This window comes from Paraburkholderia sp. Ac-20347 (genome assembly GCF_017104805.1).
In the GTDB taxonomy this organism is placed as follows: domain Bacteria; phylum Pseudomonadota; class Gammaproteobacteria; order Burkholderiales; family Burkholderiaceae; genus Paraburkholderia; species Paraburkholderia tropica.
On the sequence record NZ_JAAGPN010000024.1, the window covers coordinates 26,987 to 46,054 of the forward strand.

Here is a 19,068-nt window from a genome sequence, read left to right on the forward strand (position 1 = left end):
CCCGCATCGCCCATCTTCGTCGGCGTGGACATGTTCATGATGCCTTCCCCGCGTTCGCTTGAGGCTGGTCGGTTTCGCTGCTGCGCACGCGGAACGCGGTCGCGTACAACGCGGGCAGGAAGAACAGCGTGAGCACCGTGGCGCTCGTGATGCCGCCCATCAGCGCCGTGGCCATCGGCCCGAAGAAGTTCGAGCGCACGAGCGGAATGAGCGCGAGCACGGCGGCGGCCGCCGTCAGCATGATCGGGCGGAAGCGCCGCACGGTCGCGCCGACGATGGCGTCGAAACGCGGATGCCCCGCGCCGATATCCATCTCGATCTGATCCACGAGAATCACCGAGTTGCGCATGATGATGCCGAACATGGCGATCACGCCGAGCATCGCGACGAAGCCGAACGGCTCGTTGAACAGCAGCAGCGCGACCGCCACGCCGATCAGCCCGAGCGGCGCCGTGAGCACGACCATCATCACGCGCGACAGACTTTGCAGCTGGATCATCAGCAGCGTGAGCACGGCGATCACGAGTATCGGCAACTGCGCGTAGATCGACGTCTGGCCTTTCATACTTTCCTCGACCGAGCCGCCCACTTCGATCCGATAACCCGTCGGCAGCGTGGCCTGGATCGACTTGAGCGTCTTCTGCAGTGCGTGCGTGACGTCGATGCCTTGCGCGCCCTGGCGCACGTCGGATTGCACGGTGATGGTCGGCTGCCGGTCGCGCGACCAGATCACGCCGTATTCGAGCGTGTTCTCAAGGTGCCCGAGCGCGCCGAGCGGCACCGCGCCGTTCGGCGTGGGCATGGCGAGCGAGAGCATGCGCGCGGGATCGACGCGCTCGTTGGGCGGCGAGCGCAGATCGACGCTGATGAGCTTGTCGCGCTCGCGATACTGCGTGACGGTGTAGCCGGAGTAGGTCATCTGCAGGAAGTTGGCCACGTCCTGCGAACTCACGTTGAGCGCGCGCGCCTTCTGCTGATCGATCTCGAAGTGCAGCGAGCGTTCGGCCGGTTCGTCCCAGTCGAAGCTGACGTTTTCAGTGCGCTTGTCGGCGCGCATGGCCGCGGCCACGCGATCGGCGATGCCGCGCACGGTCGCGATGTCGTCGCCGCTCACGCGGAACTGCACCGGATAGCCGACGGGCGGCCCGTTCTCCAGCCGCGAAAGACGCGTGCGGACCGCCGGAAAATCGTTGCGCAGTTTGGTTTCGAGCCATTCGGCCAGCTTCTCGCGATCCTTCACCGACTTCGCCGTGATGACGAACTGCGCGAAATTCGGCTGCTGCAATTGCTGGTCGAGCGGCAGATAGAAACGCGGCGCGCCGGTGCCAACGAAGTCGATCGAGTGATCGATTTCCGGTCGGCCCTTGAGCGCTTCTTCGAGCCGCTTCGTCTGGCGCAACGTCGCGTCGAACGATGCGCCTTCGGGCAGCCGCACGTCGACGAGCAGTTCGGGGCGATCGGAACTCGGGAAAAACTGCTGTGGGATCAGCGTGAAGCCCGCGAGCGCGACCACGAACAGCACCAGCGTGAGCCCGAGTACGACGAAGTTGCGCTCGATGCACCAGCCGATCCAGCCGCGCAGCCGATGGTAGAAACGCGTGTCGTAGATGTCGTCTTCGTGATGCTCGTCGTGCGGCGCGTTGGCGTCACGTTTGCGCTCGGGCAGCAGGCGATAGCCGAGCAGCGGAATCAGCACCACGGCCGCGAACCACGACGCGATCAGCGCAATCGCCGACACCTGGAAAATCGAGCGCGTGTATTCGCCCGTGCTCGACTTCGCCAGCACGATCGGCAGGAAACCCGAGACGGTGACGAGCGTGCCGGTTAGCATCGGGAACGCCGTGCTCGTGTACGCGAAGGCGGCGGCGCGCGTGCGGTTCCAGCCTTGCGCGAGCTTCACGGCCATCATTTCGACCGAGATGATCGCGTCGTCGACGAGCAGGCCGAGCGCGAGCACCAGCGTGCCGAGCGAGACCTTGTGCAGGCCGATATCGAACAGAAACATCACGAGCGCGGTGATGGCCAACACGATCGGAATCGTGATGACGACCACCATGCCCGTGCGCACGCCGAGCGAGACGAGGCTCACGACCAGCACGATGCCCACGGCTTCGGCCACGGCTTCGACGAAGTCGTCGACGGAGTGCGAGACCGCGTCGGGCATGCTCGACACTTCGGTGAGCTTGAGGCCCGCGGGCAATTCGGCGCGCAACGCATCGACGCGCTGATCGAGCGCCTTGCCGAGCCGGATCACGTCGCCACCGGGCTGCATCGTGATACCGATGCCGAGCACGGCCTTGCCGTCGTAGCGCATCTGCGTGGCGAGCGGGTCGTCGTAGCCGCGCCGGATCGTGGCGATGTCGCCGAGCCGGAAGTTGTGGCCGTTCACGGTGATGAGCGTGTCGGCGAGCGCCTTGAGGTCGGTGAACTGGCCGCTCGGTCGCACGAACACGCGGTCGTCGGCGGTGGTGAGCGTGCCCGAGGCCGCGACGCTGTTCTGCGCGCCGATCACCTGGCCGATCTGCGTGGGCGAAATGCCGAGGCGCGTGAGCTGCGCGTTCGGAATTTCGATGTAGATGCGCTGGTTCGGGTCGCCAAAATAATCGACCTTGCCCACGTCCTTCACGCGCAGCAGTTCCTCGCGCAGCTTGTCGGCGTAGTCGTGCAGTTGCGCGGGCGAGAAGCCGTCGCCTTCGAGCGTGTAGATGTTGGTGTAGACGTCGCCGAATTCGTCGTTGAAGAACGGGCCTTGCACGCCTTGCGGCAGCATCGGCGCGACGTCACCGACTTTCTTGCGCACCTGATACCACGTTTCGCGCACCTCGCTGACGGGCGCGGAATCCTTCATCGTGAAGAACACCAGCGACTCGCCCGGACGCGAATAGCTGCGCAGGAAGTCGATATACGGCGTTTCCTGGAGCTTGCGGCCGATGCGGCTCGTGACTTCGTCCTCGACCTGGCGCGCGGTCGCGCCGGGCCAGAAGGTCTGGATCACCATCACGCGGAACGTGAAGGGCGGATCCTCGGACTGCGAAAGACGCGTGTACGAGAGCGCGCCGAAGATCGTCGCGAGCGCGATCACGAAGATCACCAGCGCCTGATGGCGCAGCGCCCAGGCGGACAGATTGAAGCGGCCTTCCTGATGATCCGCGCCTGGCTCGCGGTCGTGTTCCTGCTCGGGCACCTCGCTCATGACGCGAAGTCCTCGGGATGCAGCGGCGCAATCGGGCGCACTTTTTCGCCGGCGGTAACCGTGTGCACGCCTTGCACGACGACGCGCTCGCCGTCCTTGAGGCCGTTCGTCACGGTGATGGTGCGCGCGTCGTAGCGCGAGACGCTCACGCGGCGCAGTTGCAGCACGTTGTCCGCGCCTTGCACGATCCAGAGCGCCGGCGCGTTGCCGTCGTGGAAGAGGGCGGTGGCCGGGACCGTGTACGCGTCCTGGGGCGCGTTGTTCGCAGCGTTATTCGGCGCCAGCGCGATGTTCGCGGTCATGCCGAGACGCACGTCGGCGTCGGGATGTTCGAGCGTGAGCTTCACGCGCCACGTGCGGCTTTGCGGATCGGCGGCGGCCGCGAGTTCGCGCACTTTCGCGGCATAGCGGCGGCCTGGCAGCGCGGGCAGTGTGACCTGGGCCGTATCGCCCGTGCGCAGGCCCGCGATGGCGTTTTCCGGCAGATCGCTCACCACGTCGATCTCGCCGGTCCAGGCCAGTTGATAGACGGCTTGCCCCGCCTGCACGTTCTGGCCGGTGTCGGCGTTTTCGGCGGTGATGACGCCCGCGTGGTCGGTGACGAGCTGCGTGTAGCGGCGCTGATCCTGCGCGAGCGCGAGCTGCTGTTTGGCCTGATCGCGCTGCGCAAGCGCCGACGCGTACGCGTCCTGGGTCTGCTCGAACTGCGCGCGGGCGATGAGATTGGCTTGCGACTGCGCGGTGTCGCGATCGAGCTGCTGCTTGGCGAACACGTAGCGATGCGCGGCGGCGTCGTACTGCGCCTGCGCGCTCGCGACGTTTTTGTCGTAATCGCCCGGATCGAGACGCGCGAGCACCTGGCCGGGCTTCACGCTGTCGCCCAGACGCACGTTGCGCTCGATGATCTTGCCGTTCACGCGGAACGACAGCGGTGTGGCGTTGCGCGACTGCACGGTGCCCGGATAGCTGGCGCTCGCGCCGTGCGCGTCCGGATGCACCGTCATCGACACGACGGGACGCGGGCCAGGCGCGGCGGCCTCGTGCTTGCCGCAGGCCGCGAGGCCCGCGAGCGCGCAGCACGCGGCGACGCCCGCCAGGCGGCGGACGGCCCGGCGCAGAGTGGAAGGGGATTCGACGAAAACGGGGCACTGCCCGCGCATCCTGCTCGATGCGCCACGACCGCAACGATTCACTTGGACCTCGACACGCCTGGAACGCGCGCCGGGCCGGATCGAATGCACCGGACACGCCGCGCCGCCGCTGAGTCTGTCCGCGCGTGGCGCGGGACGCGCCTCGATGTCTCCTCCGATGCGCGTCAACTGATCTCAGATGATGGTTTGCATTCTAATACAACGTTGTATCTGAATACACGATTGAATCCGAGGAATGATTCAGTGCTAGACTTCGGCGATCGCCTTTCCATCCGGGACGCATCGTTCCGGCGACGTTTTCCATCGAGGTCCCCACCTCGTTTCTCGCATCGTTATCGACACGCCATGGCACGCCAGACCACCGGGCGCAAGCGCCTTACCCGCGAAGAAAGCCGCGACCAGACGCGCGAGCGTCTGCTCGACGCCGCGCAGGCCATGTTCATGAAGAAGGGTTTCTTGGGCGCGAGCGTGGAAGACATCGCGGTCGCGGCCGGCTACACGCGCGGCGCGTTCTACTCGAACTTCGGCAGCAAGGCGGAACTGCTCGTGGTGCTGCTGCGGCGCGATCACGAAGCGATGGAAGGCGAGCTGCGTTCGATCTTCGAGACGCCCGCCACGCGCGAGGAAATGGAAGCGCGCGTGCTGACTTTCTACAGCCGCTTGCCGCAGGACAACAAGATGTTTCTGCTGTGGGTGGAAGCCAAGCTGCTTGCGGCACGCGATGCGCGTTTCCGGGCACGTTTTAACGCCTTCATGAAAGAAAAGCGCGAGCGGCTCGGTGCGTATATCGCGGAGTTTTCGGCGCGCGTCGGCACGCCGGTGACGATCGCGCCGGACCTCATGGCGCTCGGGCTGATGGGCCTGTGCGACGGCGTGCAGTTTCTCGCCACGGCCGATCCGCAGCACGTGACGCCGCCGGTGGTGGAGGAAGTGCTGGGCCGCTTCTTCGCGCGCGTGGTCTTCGGACGCGACGCCTGACGCGTGCGCGCGGCAAGCCTCAGATGCCGAGGCCAGGGCCGTAGTTGCTGCCGATGAGCTCGGTGACCGAGGCCACGTCGCGGTAATCCTGCTCGGGCATGCCGTCGAGAATCGCGAGCACTTCGTTGCTGGCGCCCGCCGCGCGCGCGGCGTCCACGAGATCGTCCTTGTTGGCGGGCCAGCGCACTTCGCGCAGGACGTCGGTGAACTGGAGGTCGATCGGCTCTTCGGGGATGCGGGAGGCGGACATGCGTCGAATCCTTGCTGAACGGGCTGAAGTGTCGGAAAGCGGTTTTACAGGCGATTTGTGGATACGGCCCGGCCGTCCGGCCGGAGCCGATCAGATACACGTTTCGGTCCACGGGCGTTGCGGATCAAGCATACACAATCCACATCCTGGCCCGCCGCAGGGTGCGCGACCGCCCGTGCAAGCTCGCGCGCGAGCGCGGCTCAGGTCTGCAGATGCACGTCGGGCGTGAGCGCGTGATCGAGACGGTGCGATTTGGGCAGGGTCAGATATTCCCAGCGCTGCGTGCTCGTGGCGGCGGGCACGTCGGGCGCGGGTGGCGCCACGGGCACGTCGGCCATCGGAGAGCGTGTGGACGGCTCCATCGCGTGTGCGCTGGCGCGGTCGATCTGGGCATCATGCGTGTGCACCGGCGCGGCAAAACACGACGCGGACAGCAACACAGTGGTCAACAGCGTCGAGGTTTTCATCGCTCGACCTCCTTTCCTCATGCGGCCCGAAGGCCACAGCAAGTGCCGTACCGCGACGGTGCGCACCTGCGTCCGTGCGATGCGGCGACCGCGTGCCGAAGGCGGGCGATGATGGCAAACATCATGGCCAAACCCGCAGCGAGCGGCTCAGCGCGGCGCGTGCGAACGGCGGGCGAGGCGGCCTGTGCGACGACGGACCGGCTGGAGAAACCGGCTTTGACCGCCGGCCCGCGCACACGCGCGAGCGACCTGCTCATAATGGCAGCAAAAGCCTGCGCGCGTCGCGAACGCGCGTGCTTTTTTTCATCGGTCGATCGGCAATAAGCGATGGGCGCGCGGCTTCAGCGCTCGGCGTTCAGCCGCTGATACGCGTCGAGCAGCGACGTCTTGTAGACCACGCCCGCGAGCTTGGGCTGCTGCGCGCTTTCGATCACCGGCAGGCGCTCGCCCTGAAACGACATGAAATGCTGCAGCGCAACGGCGAGCGGCATATCGGGCGTCAGCACGTCGAACGAGGCCTTGAGGTAGTCGCACGCGTGCTTGTTCGAGGTATCGCGCTTTTGCAGCAAGTCGTTCGTGATGTCGGCGAGCGCGACTGCGCCGAGGAAGCGGCCGTCGTCGTCGGTCACATAGAGATACTTGACCGGATATTCGAGGAACACGCGCGTCATTTCCTGCACCGTCGCTCCGGCGCGCACGACCGTGTCGGCGGGGCGCACGAGCTCGCGCATCTGCGTGGCGCGCAGGCGCAGGCGCTCGGCTTCCTCGCGATTGCGGTGCAGCGTGATTTCGTACATCGACTTCTTGCCGGTCGCGCGCGCGACGAAGTACGCGACCACGCAGGACAGCATCAGCGGCAGCACGACCTGATAGCTCAGCGTCATTTCGAAGATCATCAGGATCGCCATCAACGGCGCCTGGGTCGCGCCCGCGAGGAAGGCGCCCATGCCGACCATCGCATACGCAAACGGCGCGGAGGTGCCGTGCGGCCACAGCGCGTGCATGCCCTGGCCGAACAGACAGCCGACCACCGCGCCCATGAACAGCGTCGGCGTGAACACGCCGCCGACCGCGCCCGAGCCGACCGTCGCCGCCGTCGCCATCAGCTTGAAGACGAGCACGGCCGCGAGCGCGGTCCACGTCCACGGCGAATGCAGGATCGAATTCACGACGCTGTAGCCGTTGCCCCAGACTTCGGGCGTCCACACCGAAATCACGCCGCAGACGAGGCCGCCGAGCGCGAGTTTCGCGGGCAGCGGAATCGCCAGCTTGCCGAAGCCCGCCTTGGCGACGTCGAGCAGCGAAAGAAAACGCGGCGCGAGCACGCCGCACAGCAGCCCGAGCGCCACGAACAGCAGCACTTCGATGCCCGTCACGGGCGGAAACACCGGCATCTCGTACGGCGGCTTGTAGCCCGCGAACTCGCGCATGGTGATGTTCGCCACCACGGACGAGACCACGATCGGCCCGAAGCTTTCCATCACGATCGAGCCGAGCACGATTTCGGTGACGAAGAACGCGCCCGCGATCGGCGCGTTGTACGCCGAGGTGATACCGGCCGCCGCGCCGCAGGCCACCAGCAGACGCAGGCGCTGCGGATCGAAGTGCACCCAGCGGCCGATCAGCGAGGCGGCCAGCGCGGCGAGTTGCACCATCGGGCCTTCGCGGCCGATCGAGCCGCCGCTCGCGATGGTGAACAGCGACGAAACGCTGCGCCAGATGCTTTTGCCGACCGGCATCACGCCGTCGCCGATCGCCACGGCTTCCACGTAATCGGTATGGATCGGCTTGCTGCCGCCGCCCGCCGCGTCGCCCGCCGTGCTGCGTTTGGCGACGAGCAGCAGACAGCCCGCGATGAAGCCGCCCGCCGCGGGCAGCCAGATGCGCGTGTGCCACGGCAGACGGCGCGCCATCTCGACGAAGCTGCCTTCGCTGCCCGTGAAGAGAATCTGCAGATGCGCGATGCCTTCGCGAAACAGCACGGTCGCAAAAGCGCCGGCCACGCCGACGATGACCGACCAGATCAGCATCGTGTGGGCGTCGGAGAGGCGAAAGAGATCGCGGGCGCGGGTGCGCAGTTTCAGCAGGAATGACAGCACGGCAGGCAGGCGGATTGAACAGGTGAACAGGATCGCACGCGCGCGGGGCGGCGTGCGTGCGAAAGCGTCGATATGGCGAGGATAACGTCGCGGCGGCGCGCAGGCGTTGCGAACGCCGGGGCCGCACAGCGCGCGGCCTGCGCTGCGTCAGCCCGAATGCAGGTGCGCGCACGCACCCGACCCGGGAAGCCCGGGCAGGCGTTCAGCGCACGGCGTGGTCGAGTTCCGGGTAGTGCCGGAAAATGCCCGTCTCGTTGAACGGCAAACGCCGCTCCGAAGTCAGATACGCGGCGATGTGCGGGCGCGCCGCCACCGCGTCGTGCAGCGCGACCACGTGCGGATAGTGATCGGCGAAATGTTTCGTGGCCTTCGGAAACGCATAGCGCAGCCCTTCGACGATCTGGAACATCGAAAGATCGACGTAACTGAGCGCGTTGCCGACCATGTGGCGCGGCCCGTCGGGATTCTGCGCCAGCACGCGCTCGAAATAGCTCATGAATTTCGGAATGCGATGCGCGATGAAATCCTTCGCGCGCGCTTTCGCCGCGTCCTTCTGGTCCTCGTAATAGAGGCCGCTCGCGATCGGATGATGCGTGTCGTGCGCCTCGGTCACCAGATCGGCGATCGTCAGTTGCAAGCCGTTCGCAATGATCCGCAGACCCTCGTCGCGCGGCGCGAGCTTGAGCTTGGGCCCGAGGTAGAACAGGATGTTGGCCACGTGCGGCACGATCAGCTCGCCGTCCTTCAGGAACGGCGGCGCGTAGGGCGGATACGGGTCGTCGCTGTCCAGTTCGGCCATCATCGCGCCGATGCCCTCGCCATCGTCCTTCGAGCCGCGCGCCACGTCGATATACGGCGCCTTCGCTTCTTCCAGCGCGAGCCGCACGAATTCGCCCCGGCCTTGCAGGCCGTCCCAGTAATACAGTTCGTATGCCATCGGTCGTCCCCCTGGTCGAGCCGCCGCCCGAGCGTCCGGCGGCAGTGGACAGTATGGCCCGCAACCGGCGCGCCTGGATTGCGCGTGCCCCCGGCGCATGAACGCCAAAAGCCCCGCGACGGGCGGGGCTGACGGCGCTGATGGCGCTGACGGGACGGGCGGCGCGGGCGGCTCCCGCTCGGCCTCGGATCATGCGCGGGTCATCCGAACAGACGCTGCACGCCCCAGGTGATCGCGAGGCCGCCGAGCGTCAGCCACACGTAAAGGATGAAGCCCGTCGTCAGCGCACGCGGACCGGCCTGGCGGATCTGCGAGACGCGCGTTTCGATGCCGAGCGCGGTCATGGCCATCGTGAGCGCGAAGGTGTCGAGCGTGTTCAGCGTCGAGGTGGTCGCTTCGGGCAGCACGTGCAGCGAATTCACCACGACCAGCGCGAGGAAGCCGAGCGTGAACCAGGGCACCGCGAGCTTGCGGGCGCCGTGCTGCGCTTCGTCGTGCGCGCCGTGGGTCTTGCTGGCGACGGCCTGACGCGCCGAGCGGTTCAGCCACACGCCGAGCACGAGCAGCACCGGCACGAGCAGCATGACGCGCGTCATCTTGACGATGGTGGCGATGTGCGTGGCCTCGGGGCTCACGTTGCTCGCCGCGCCCACGACCTGCGCGACTTCGTGGATCGTGCCGCCGAAGAACAGGCCCGCGCCGACCGTGTCGAGATGGAGCCAGCCCGCGCGGTAGAGCAGCGGATAAAGGAACATCGAAAGCGTGCCGAACAGCACCACGCTGCCCACGGCCATCGCGCTCTTGTGCGGCTTCGATTGCAGCGTCGACTCGAAGGCGAGCACGGCGGCCGCGCCGCAGATCGCGCTGCCAGCCGCCGTCAGAATGGCGGTGTCGCGATCGAGCTTCATGACTTTCATGCCGACCCACGTGCCGATCACGAGCGTGCTCACGACGATGACGACCGACTCGACGAGCCCCGGCACGCCCACCTGCGCGATTTCCTGCAGACTCACGCGCAGCCCGAAGAAGGCGACGGCGATGCGCAGCAGCTTGCGCGCCGAGAAGTTGACGCCCGCGGCCCAGCTTTCGGGCATGCCGTCGCGCAAGGCGTTGCCGTAGACGGCGCCCGCGACGATGCCGACGATCAGCGGGCTCAGGCCCAGATTGGCGATGGCGGGCAGCGCGGCGACGCGCGTGACGGCGGCCGCGAACAGGGCGACGAACAGGACGCCGTTCAGCTGGCCGCGTGTGGACGACGGGGAATGCGCAAGCGTGGTCGATGGGGTGGACATGACGGTTATCCAGTTCAGTATCGAGCGAATGCGCTAATCCTAATTTAGATATAACGATATGAAAAATCGTCATTTGCGAAGTAAAATATAGGTCAACCTTATAGATCGACGCCATGACCCCGGAGCAACTGATAACGTTCGCCGCCGTCGCCGAGCACCGCAACATCAGCCGCGCCGCGCTGGCGCTGCATCTGTCGCAGCCCGCCGTATCGGGGCAATTGCGGCTGTTGCAGGAGGAATTCGGCGAGCCGCTGTATCAGCGCGACGGACGCGGCGTGCGGCTCACGCCCACCGGCGAGCAGCTCGCGGCCTACGCGGCGCGCCTGCGCGACACGTGGCGCGACGCCCAGGCGTTCCGCGACGCGCTGCGCGGGCTCGAACGCGGCACGCTGCGCATCGGTGCGAGCACCACGCCCGCGAGTTACCGGCTGCCGTATCTGGTCGCGGCGTTTCATCGGCGCTATCCCGACGTCAAGCTCGAAACCGCGAGCGGCAACACCTCGGACGTCGTCGCCATGCTCGGCCAGCTCGATATCGCGCTGGTGGAAGGGCCGGTGGGCGAGCAGTTGCCCGCCGACACCGCCGTGCATCCGTGGCACGAAGACGAAATCGTCGCCATCGTGCCGCGTGGGCATCCGCTGATTGCGCAACTCGATGAAGGCGAAGGCGAGACCGCCACACCAACACAGACACCGACACCGCCGCGCTGCAACCTGAGCGCCTTTGCCGACTGGCCGCTGGTGCTGCGCGAGGACGGCTCGGGCGTGCGTCAGCTCGTCGAGCGCGCGTTTGCGCGCGCCGCCGTGCATATGCGCGTCGCACTCGAAATCGCGGGCGTGGAGGGCGTGAAGGAGGCCGTGCGCGCGGGCATGGGCATCGGTTTCGTCTCGGCGATGTCGATGCGGCACGAAGACGGCGCGCTGCGTCAGATCCGCATCGGTCCGGAACCGCTGGCGCGACGCTTTTCGATCCTCGTGCCGCACGCGGGCGCGGCCTCGCGGGTCGCGCAGCGCTTTCTCGAACTCTGTCTGCTCGATACGCCCGATGACGGCAGCGCGGCGGCCAGGTTCCCGCCCTGACTTAGGGGATTTCCACAATGGCGTCGCGCGGCGCCTCGGCGCACTATCCCGCCATCGAACAGGCGCTTCACGCGCCTTTTTTCGGAACTGGATTGGAACCGGTTCCAAAGCAATCCCAAGGCAACACTCAGGCAATGCGAAAGGGTGCCGGAACACGTGACGAACGTGCTCCGTTCGGCCCGGCAACAGGAAGACGACGATGGCGGAAGTGGCAATTGTGGCGAGCGCATTCGGCGCCGGGGCGATCCGGCGTGACGGACACGCGACGTGGCTGGAGGTCGCAAAGGCGGGCGGCGCACACGCTTTCGAGGTGCGGCGCGAGCTGATGGACGACGCCGACGCCAGCCTCGACGCACTGCGCACCCTTGGCACAGCGTTTGCGAAAGCGCAGATGTGGTCCGTGTGGTCGACGCCCGATTCGCTCTACGCCGAAGACGGCGCGCTCGACGAATCCGCGCTGCGCGAAGCCGTTGCGTGCGGCGAGGCGCTCGGCGCGCGTTTCGTGAAGCTTCAGCTCGGCGGTTTCGCCGGCGACGCGCACGCGGCGCAGCTTGCCGACGTGTTCGCTGAACTGCACGCAAAGGCCGCGGCAAACGTCGTAGCAAGCGAGACGCGTCTGCCTCGCGTGGTCGTCGAAAACGGTCAGCTCGAAATGGGCGGCCGCCTCGCGCAATTCACCGGGCTGTTTCGCGCGCTGCGTGCGAGCGGCCACGACGGGCTGCTTGGCATGACGTTCGATATCGGCAACTGGCAATGGACCGGCGAAGCGCCGCTGATGGCCGCCGTGGCGCTCGCGCCGCACGTCGAGTACATCCACTGCAAGGCCGTGCAGGGCGAGGGCGCGCGGCGCTTTCCGTGCGCGCCCGCCGCCGACGATCCGCTGTGCCGCGCCGCGCTCGCGCGCCTGCCGTCGGACGTGCCGCGCGGCATCGAATTTCCGTTCGACGAGACGCGCCTCGCCGACGACGCCGCGCGCTACGTGAGCTGGCTCGGCGCCGCCTGAAGCGCGCCTCACAGCACACGAACGGCCCGCATTCTCTCCATTCAGCAGGAACGCATTCCATGAACCATTCACTCGATGTCATCACTTACGGCGAGGCGATGGCGATGTTCGTCGCCGCCGAAACCGGTCCGCTGCACGGCGTCGCGCAGTTCACCAAGCGCGCGGCGGGCGCCGAACTCAACGTGGCGACCGGCCTCGCGCGCCTCGGCTTCAAGGTGGGCTGGATGAGCCGCGTCGGCGACGACTCGTTCGGCCGCTTCGTGCGCGCGGTGCTCGAACAGGAAGGCATCGACACGCAGTGCGTAGCCACCGACGAGCGCTTTCCGACCGGTTTCCAGCTCAAGTCCCGATGCGACGACGGCAGCGATCCGGCGATCGAATATTTCCGTCGCGGCTCGGCGGCGAGCCATCTGTCGATCGGCGACTTCAAGCGCGGCTACGTGCTCGGCGCGCGCCATCTGCATCTGAGCGGCGTCGCGCCCGCGATTTCCGCCACCTCGCGCGAACTCGCGTTCCTGCTCGCGCGCGAAATGCGCGAAGCGGGCCGCACGATCAGCTTCGACCCGAATCTGCGCCCGACGCTGTGGGGCTCGGAAGCCGAGATGGTCGCGACGCTCAACGAACTCGCGCGGCTCGCCGACTGGGTCTTGCCTGGCGTGAATGAAGGCCGCATTCTCACGGGCTCGGACGATCCCGCACTGATCGCGCGCTTCTATCTGGAGCGCGGCGCGCGCGGCGTGGTCGTGAAGCTCGGCGCGGAAGGCGCGTACTTCGAGACCGCCGAGGGCGCGTACGGTCACGTGCAGGCGCAGCCGGTGGAGAAGGTCGTCGATACCGTGGGCGCCGGCGACGGTTTCGCGGTGGGCGTGGTCAGCGCGCTGCTCGAACGCCGCACGCTGCCCGAAGCGGTCGCGCGCGGCAACCGCATCGGCGCGCTCGCGGTGCAGGTGATCGGCGACTCGGAAGGCCTGCCCACGCGCGCGCAGCTCGACGCGCTTGAAGCGCAGGAAGCGCAGGAAGCGCAGGAAGCGCAGGAAGCGCCCGCTACGGTCGATATCACCGATACCGCTCACGCCGCATAAAACACGCCACACCCCGCATCACCACGAAGCAGCCTGAAACGGCAAAAGCCGGGCGCAACCGAACTGCCGCCCGGCAGCCATCCGCCAAGCAGGGGACCGCACGAGGCGCAACCGCGCCCGATGCGATCAACAGGAGACATCGATGACCTCAACCTCGCTCGCACCGCGCCGCTGGTGGGCGATCATGCCGATCGTGTTCATCACGTACAGCCTCGCGTATCTCGACCGCGCGAACTACGGCTTCGCGTCGGCGGCCGGCATCAATCGCGATCTGGGCATCAGCCCGGCGCTCTCGTCGCTGATCGGCGCGCTGTTCTTTCTCGGCTACTTCTTCTTCCAGATTCCCGGCGCGGTCTACGCCGAACGCCGCAGCGTGCGCAAGCTCGTGTTCGTGAGCCTCGTTTTGTGGGGCGGCTGCGCGTCGCTCACGGGCATCGTCTCCAACATTCCCTCGCTGATGGCGATCCGCTTCGTGCTTGGCGTCGTCGAAGCCGCGGTGATGCCCGCGATGCTCATCTACATCAGCAACTGGTTCACGAAAAGCGAACGCTCGCGCGCGAACACCTTCCTGATCCTCGGCAATCCCGTCACCGTGCTGTGGATGTCGGTGGTCTCGGGCTATCTCGTGCACGCGTTCGGCTGGCGTCATATGTTCATCGCCGAGGGCGTGCCCGCCGTGGTGTGGGCCGTGTGCTGGTGGTGCCTCGTGCGCGACAAACCCGCCCAGGTGACGTGGCTCTCGAACGACGAAAAGCGCGCGCTCGACGCCGCATTCCGCGCCGAACAGGCCGCCATCAAACCGGTCAAGAATTACGCCGAAGCGTTCCGCACGCCGGCTGTCATGCTGCTTTCCGCGCAGTACTTCTGCTGGAGCATCGGCGTGTATGGTTTCGTGCTGTGGCTGCCGTCGATCGTGAAGAACGGCTCGGCGCTCGGCATGGTCGAAACGGGCTGGCTCTCGGCATTGCCGTATCTCGCTGCTACCATCGCGATGCTCGCGGCGTCGTGGGCGTCGGACAAGCTCGACAATCGCCGCGCCTTCGTGTGGCCGTTCCTGCTGGTGGGCGCGCTTGCCTTCGCGGGTTCGTACGCGCTCGGCTCGACGCACTTCTGGTTTTCGTACGCGCTGCTGATCGTGGCGGGCGCGGCGATGTACGCGCCGTATGGCCCGTTCTTCGCGATCGTGCCGGAGCTGCTGCCGAAGAACGTCTCGGGCGGCGCGATGGCGCTGATCAACAGCATGGGCGCGCTCGGTTCGTTCGTGGGTTCGTACGTGGTTGGCTATCTGAATGGCGCGACCGGCTCGCCTGCGGCATCCTATGCGTTCATGAGCGCGGCGCTGGTGGCCGCGGTGGGCCTCACGCTCGCCGTCAAGCCGCAGCGCGACGACGCGGCTGGCTATGCCGCGCCGCTGCATGGAAAATAACGCTTTCAAGATCATCGTCACACCGTCCCGACCGCATTGAAGCATTCGAGAGATAGCGCACCTATGAAGCAGAAAATCGTTGCCTACAAAGCCCTGCCCGACGACGTCACCGCGTATCTGCGCGAACACGCCGAGGTCGAATTCGTCGATGGCAACAACGCGGAGGCGCTCGCCGCCGCGCTCAAGGACGCCGACGGCGCGATCGGCGCGAGCGTGAAGGTGACGCCCGCGATGCTCGACGGCACGCGCGTCAAGGCGCTGTCGACCATCTCGGTCGGCTTCGACCAGTTCGACGTGGCCGATCTCACGCGACGCGGCATCGTGCTCGCGCACACGCCCGACGTGCTGACCGAATCGACCGCCGACACCGTGTTCTCGCTGATCCTCGCGAGCGCGCGGCGCGTGGTCGAACTGGCCGACTGGGTGAAGGCGGGCCACTGGAAGGGCAGCATCGGCGCGCCGCAATTCGGCGTGGACGTGCAGGGCAAGACGCTCGGCATCGTCGGGCTCGGACGCATCGGCGGCGCGGTCGCGCGGCGCGCGGCGCTGGGCTTCAACATGAACGTGCTCTACACCAACCGCAGCCCGAACGAGACGGCCGAGCGCGAGTATGGCGCGCGCCGCGTCGAACTCGACACGCTGCTCGCGGAGTCGGATTTCGTCTGCCTGCAGGTGCCGCTGACCGACGCCACGCGTCACATGATCGGCGCCGAGCAGTTCCGCAAGATGAAGAAGAGCGCGATCCTGATTAACGCGTCGCGCGGCGCGACCGTCGACGAACCGGCGCTGATCGCCGCGCTCGAAGCGGGCACGATTCACGGCGCGGGCCTCGACGTGTTCGAGCAGGAGCCGATCGATCCCGCTTCGCCGCTGCTGCGCATGCCGAACGTGGTGGCGCTGCCGCATATCGGCTCGGCCACGCACGAAACGCGTCACGCGATGGCGCTCAACGCGGCCGAAAACCTCGTCGGCGCGCTTGCGGGCACGCTGCGCAACAACATCGTCAATCGCGAGGTGCTCGCGCGATGAGCATGGGCGCGAGCGACGCGCATCGGGACACGTCCGCCGATGCTCATGCAGACGTGCAACCGGCCGCGCCGCGCCGCGCGACGATCAGCGACGTGGCGCGCGAGGCGGGCACCGGCAAGACCAGCATCTCGCGCTATCTGAACGGCGAATTGTCGGTGCTGTCGCCCGATCTGCGCGCGCGTATCGAAGCCGCGATCGAGCGCCTCGACTACCGGCCCAACCAGATGGCGCGCGGCCTCAAGCGCGGCCGCAACCGTCTGCTCGGGCTGCTGCTCGCCGACCTCGCCAATCCGTACTCGGTCGAAGTGCTGCAAGGCGTGGAGTCGGCGTGCCATGCGCTCGGCTACATGCCGCTGATCTGCCACGCCGCCAACGAAGTCGACATGGAGCGGCGCTATCTGCAACTGCTCACGACGTATCGCGTGGAAGGCGTGATCGTGAATGCGCTCGGCGTGCGCGAGTCCATGCTCAAACCGGTCGGCAGCGGCGGCATTCCGGCCGTGCTGGTGGACCGCACCGTCGACGGCCTCGACGCCGACGTAGTCGGTCTCGACAATGCAGCGGCCGTGCGTCTGGGCGTCGAGCATCTGCTCGAACGCGGCTACGACGACCTCGTATTCGTGGTGCAGCCGTTCGAGCACGTGAGTTCGCGGCGCGAGCGCGAAGCGGCGTTTCGCCACGCGACGCACGACGCGCAGCACGGCAAAACTGTCGCGCACGCGACCCAGGTGCTCGATCTGCGCGAGGAAGACGCGGTCGCGCCCGCGCTCGACGCACTCGACGCGCATCTCGCCCAGGCCGCGAAGCGAGGCGCGCGCTGCGCGCTGTTCGCGGCGAATGCGCCGGTCGCACTGCGCCTCGCGCTGCATCTGAAAGCGCGCTTCGGCGCGCAATGGCCGCAGCAAGTCGGCCTGATCGCCATCGACGATCCCGAATGGGCCGAACTCGCCGGCATCACGACGATCCGCCAGCCGACACGCGAGATCGGCTATCGCGCCGTGGAATTTCTGCACGAGCGCATCGAAGGCGCGGCGCCCGCCGCGCGCGCCGCGGCGTTTCCCGGCGAACTCGTCGTGCGCGCGTCGACGCTCGGCTGAAGGCCGCAGCGCCGGGACAAAAAACGCGCGCGACACGCCATGGGCGCGCAGCCGGGGCTGCGCGAGCCGCCCGATATCTGCGATGATTCGGGCTGCGGCGCGCGCCCGGCGCGCCGGATGTCACAAGGAAACCCATGCACGTAGATCCGGTCACGCTCGTCTGCCTGTCGCTCGCCACGCTGTTCGTCGCCGTTTTGCCCATTACCGTCTATCGCCGGCTGCGCAAGCCGTTCCGATTCGACTGGCGCGACACCATTTCCGGCGTCGCGGTGTTCGCCTTGTTCGCGACCGTGCTCGAACGCGGACTCAACGACTTCGTGCTGCATCAGAATCCGGCCACGGCGCAACTGTTCGAAAATCCGCTCGCCTTCGTGCTCTACGGCGCGCTCGCGGCGGGCATCTGCGAGGAAGTGGGGCGCTACATCGCGATGCGCATGCTCGCGCGCCGCGGCGGCCGTCTGCCCAACACGCCCGTCGACAGCACGGGCCTCGCCTACGGCATCGGCCACGGCGGCGCGGAGGCGTGGTTCGTCGGCGTGCTCGTGCAGTTGCAGTGGATCTTCTTCGCGGTGCTCGCCAATCGCGGCGAGCTCGATACGCATCTGAGCAATCTCACGATGGATTCGGTGCTGCGCGTGCATCTGGTGCTCGCCACGCTGTCGCCGCTGCAGGCCGGCATTTTCGCGCTCGAACGCACGGCGGCCTTCGTGTTCCAGATCGGTCTGTCGGTGCTGATGTGGCGCGGCGTGCAGGCGGGACGCAAGTCGATCCTGCCGCTCGCGATCGTGCTGCACGCGCTGATCGACGTGCCCGCGGCGATGTTCCAGGCGCGCCTCGTGCCGCTCGTCGCCGTCGATGCGCTCTATGCGGTCGTGGCGGTCGCGGTGGCCGTCGTGCTGTTCCGCCGCTGCGCGCCCGGACGTCCCGCGCGCGCCGTCTGATAGAGTCCTGCACCGCAGCGCTTTTTCACTTTATTGGTCAGCGATGGAAGACTATCTGTTTGAATGCGCGAGTCCCGATTTCGAGGAGCTCGCGCGCGTGATCGCCGATCTGTTTCCGGAACAGACGCGTTTTAGCGAGCAGCCCGCCGATAACGGCGCGCCGCTCCTCGTCGTGCATTGGGTGGCGATGCGCATGGGCGCCGCCGCGCGCCGCATGACGCTCTCGGTGGCCATCGCGCCCGCCGCGCTCGCGCGTTACCGCGCGCTGCCGCCGCGTTTGCGCGGACGCAGCTTCGCGGTGTTGCGCGCCTACGTGGAAGCGACCATCGGCTCGCTCGAGGAGCAGCACGCGAAGGGCGAGGAAACGCCGCGCGACGTGACGCTCGCGCTGGACGAAGAGTTTGCCTGAGCGCGACGGACGCCCGGCGAAGCGCTGAGCGACGAGTGCGTCGCTCAGTCCGCGAGCCGGTAGACCTTGGCGAAACGCGCGGCTTTTACGACGCCGTAATCGCCGGGTGCATATTGCATGACCCAGTCGCCGGCCGCGCCGGTGAGGCGGTCGCCGCCCGCCGAGCGCACGATGGTGAACGGTTCGTCGATCCGTTTGGCGAGCACGACGGACGGCCGGTTGCGATACGCGCCGGGCGCGCCGTGCGCGAGCGCGGTATCGGCGGGCAGATATTTCGGATCGAAGCGGTCACGCGAAACCACCCAGCGTTCGCCGGTTGCGCCGGTGATGATCGCGTCGCCTTGCGCGTAGCGGTTCGGACCTTCGAGGCTCATCAGCTCGCCGGGCGCGGCGGCGAATTCGACCGTCACGGTTTCATCCTTGACGACGCGTTGCGCGGCGGGATCGGTGGCGAGGTCGAGTTGGTTCAGTTCGATCATGGTGGCGGAAGGCGCAGAAAGCAGGGAAAGCGGAAAACGACTGCCTGAAATATAGGCCAGATTTACAGTCGAGAAGCGCAGTCCAGAAATACAGAAAGGCCGGGCATGATGCCCGGCCTTCGCAGGTTCCGCAAGGCTTCGCCGCTTCGAGCCGTG

General features: G+C 67.1%; 17 protein-coding genes. 9 read left to right on the forward strand and 8 right to left on the reverse strand.

The window, feature by feature from the left end; all coding sequences use genetic code 11:
* Nucleotides 1-34: 34 nt before the first annotated feature.
* Together G3N97_RS07285 and G3N97_RS07290 are read right to left on the reverse strand one after the other, a co-directional pair.
* Nucleotides 35-3,193 carry an efflux RND transporter permease subunit gene (locus G3N97_RS07285; RefSeq protein WP_205992622.1) on the reverse strand — a complete coding sequence of 1,053 codons (3,159 nt, stop codon included), beginning with the start codon at nt 3,191-3,193 and terminating at the stop codon, nt 35-37.
* A complete protein-coding gene (locus tag G3N97_RS07290; protein ID WP_205992623.1) occupies nt 3,190-4,353 on the reverse strand; it encodes an efflux RND transporter periplasmic adaptor subunit in 1,164 nt (387 codons plus the stop codon). Before G3N97_RS07290 ends, G3N97_RS07285 begins: the two co-directional genes overlap by 4 nt.
* A 336-nt stretch (nt 4,354-4,689) precedes the next feature.
* Here G3N97_RS07290 and G3N97_RS07295 point away from each other — a divergent pair, with 336 nt between their 5' ends.
* On the forward strand, nt 4,690-5,322 hold the full coding sequence (locus tag G3N97_RS07295; protein WP_205992624.1) for a TetR/AcrR family transcriptional regulator: 633 nt from the start codon (nt 4,690-4,692) through the stop codon (nt 5,320-5,322).
* Between the two features lie 19 nt (nt 5,323-5,341).
* Here the strand turns inward: G3N97_RS07295 and G3N97_RS07300 are convergent, their stop codons facing one another.
* The 5 genes from G3N97_RS07300 to G3N97_RS07320 all read right to left on the reverse strand — a co-directional run bounded on the left by G3N97_RS07300 (nt 5,342) and on the right by G3N97_RS07320 (nt 10,367).
* Entirely contained in the window at nt 5,342-5,572 is a 231-nt protein-coding gene (locus G3N97_RS07300; RefSeq protein WP_205992625.1) for a DUF2795 domain-containing protein, read from the reverse strand.
* Nucleotides 5,573-5,772: 200 nt separating this feature from the next.
* The gene (locus G3N97_RS07305; RefSeq protein ID WP_065064697.1) at nt 5,773-6,039 is read right to left on the reverse strand and encodes a hypothetical protein; all 267 of its coding nucleotides are present in this window, start codon (nt 6,037-6,039) and stop codon (nt 5,773-5,775) included.
* A gap of 341 nt (nt 6,040-6,380) precedes the next feature.
* Complete coding sequence (locus G3N97_RS07310; protein WP_205992626.1) at nt 6,381-8,138, reverse strand: ClcB-like voltage-gated chloride channel protein; 1,758 nt, start codon at nt 8,136-8,138, stop codon at nt 6,381-6,383.
* 202 nt (nt 8,139-8,340) lie between these two features.
* Nucleotides 8,341-9,075, reverse strand: a complete 735-nt coding sequence (locus G3N97_RS07315) for a glutathione S-transferase (RefSeq protein WP_205992627.1) — start codon at nt 9,073-9,075, stop codon at nt 8,341-8,343.
* Nucleotides 9,076-9,275: 200 nt separating this feature from the next.
* Nucleotides 9,276-10,367 (reverse strand): YeiH family protein, encoded by a 1,092-nt coding sequence (locus G3N97_RS07320; protein WP_205992628.1) that lies wholly within the window; start codon nt 10,365-10,367, stop codon nt 9,276-9,278.
* Nucleotides 10,368-10,480: 113 nt separating this feature from the next.
* Here G3N97_RS07320 and G3N97_RS07325 point away from each other — a divergent pair, with 113 nt between their 5' ends.
* The 8 genes from G3N97_RS07325 to G3N97_RS07360 all read left to right on the forward strand — a co-directional run bounded on the left by G3N97_RS07325 (nt 10,481) and on the right by G3N97_RS07360 (nt 18,433).
* Nucleotides 10,481-11,446, forward strand: a complete 966-nt coding sequence (locus G3N97_RS07325) for a LysR substrate-binding domain-containing protein (protein WP_205992629.1) — start codon at nt 10,481-10,483, stop codon at nt 11,444-11,446.
* A 199-nt stretch (nt 11,447-11,645) separates the two neighbouring features.
* Nucleotides 11,646-12,449, forward strand: coding sequence for a TIM barrel protein (locus tag G3N97_RS07330; protein WP_205992630.1), 804 nt, complete (start codon nt 11,646-11,648; stop codon nt 12,447-12,449).
* 59 nt (nt 12,450-12,508) lie between these two features.
* A complete protein-coding gene (locus tag G3N97_RS07335; protein WP_205992631.1) occupies nt 12,509-13,531 on the forward strand; it encodes a sugar kinase in 1,023 nt (340 codons plus the stop codon).
* 142 nt (nt 13,532-13,673) lie between these two features.
* Nucleotides 13,674-14,957 carry an MFS transporter gene (locus G3N97_RS07340; protein ID WP_205992632.1) on the forward strand — a complete coding sequence of 428 codons (1,284 nt, stop codon included), beginning with the start codon at nt 13,674-13,676 and terminating at the stop codon, nt 14,955-14,957.
* A 63-nt stretch (nt 14,958-15,020) separates the two neighbouring features.
* On the forward strand, nt 15,021-15,986 hold the full coding sequence (locus G3N97_RS07345; RefSeq protein ID WP_205992633.1) for an NAD(P)-dependent oxidoreductase: 966 nt from the start codon (nt 15,021-15,023) through the stop codon (nt 15,984-15,986).
* 2 nt (nt 15,987-15,988) lie between these two features.
* Nucleotides 15,989-17,083: a substrate-binding domain-containing protein gene (locus G3N97_RS07350; RefSeq protein ID WP_205992648.1), complete on the forward strand. Its 1,095-nt coding sequence runs from the start codon at nt 15,989-15,991 to the stop codon at nt 17,081-17,083.
* A gap of 134 nt (nt 17,084-17,217) precedes the next feature.
* Nucleotides 17,218-18,024, forward strand: a complete 807-nt coding sequence (locus G3N97_RS07355) for a YhfC family intramembrane metalloprotease (protein ID WP_205992634.1) — start codon at nt 17,218-17,220, stop codon at nt 18,022-18,024.
* A gap of 43 nt (nt 18,025-18,067) precedes the next feature.
* Complete coding sequence (locus tag G3N97_RS07360) at nt 18,068-18,433, forward strand: DUF3022 domain-containing protein (RefSeq protein ID WP_065064718.1); 366 nt, start codon at nt 18,068-18,070, stop codon at nt 18,431-18,433.
* 44 nt (nt 18,434-18,477) lie between these two features.
* Here G3N97_RS07360 and G3N97_RS07365 read toward each other — a convergent pair whose 3' ends face one another.
* On the reverse strand, nt 18,478-18,912 hold the full coding sequence (locus tag G3N97_RS07365; protein ID WP_205992635.1) for a PGDYG domain-containing protein: 435 nt from the start codon (nt 18,910-18,912) through the stop codon (nt 18,478-18,480).
* Nucleotides 18,913-19,068: the final 156 nt, after the last annotated feature.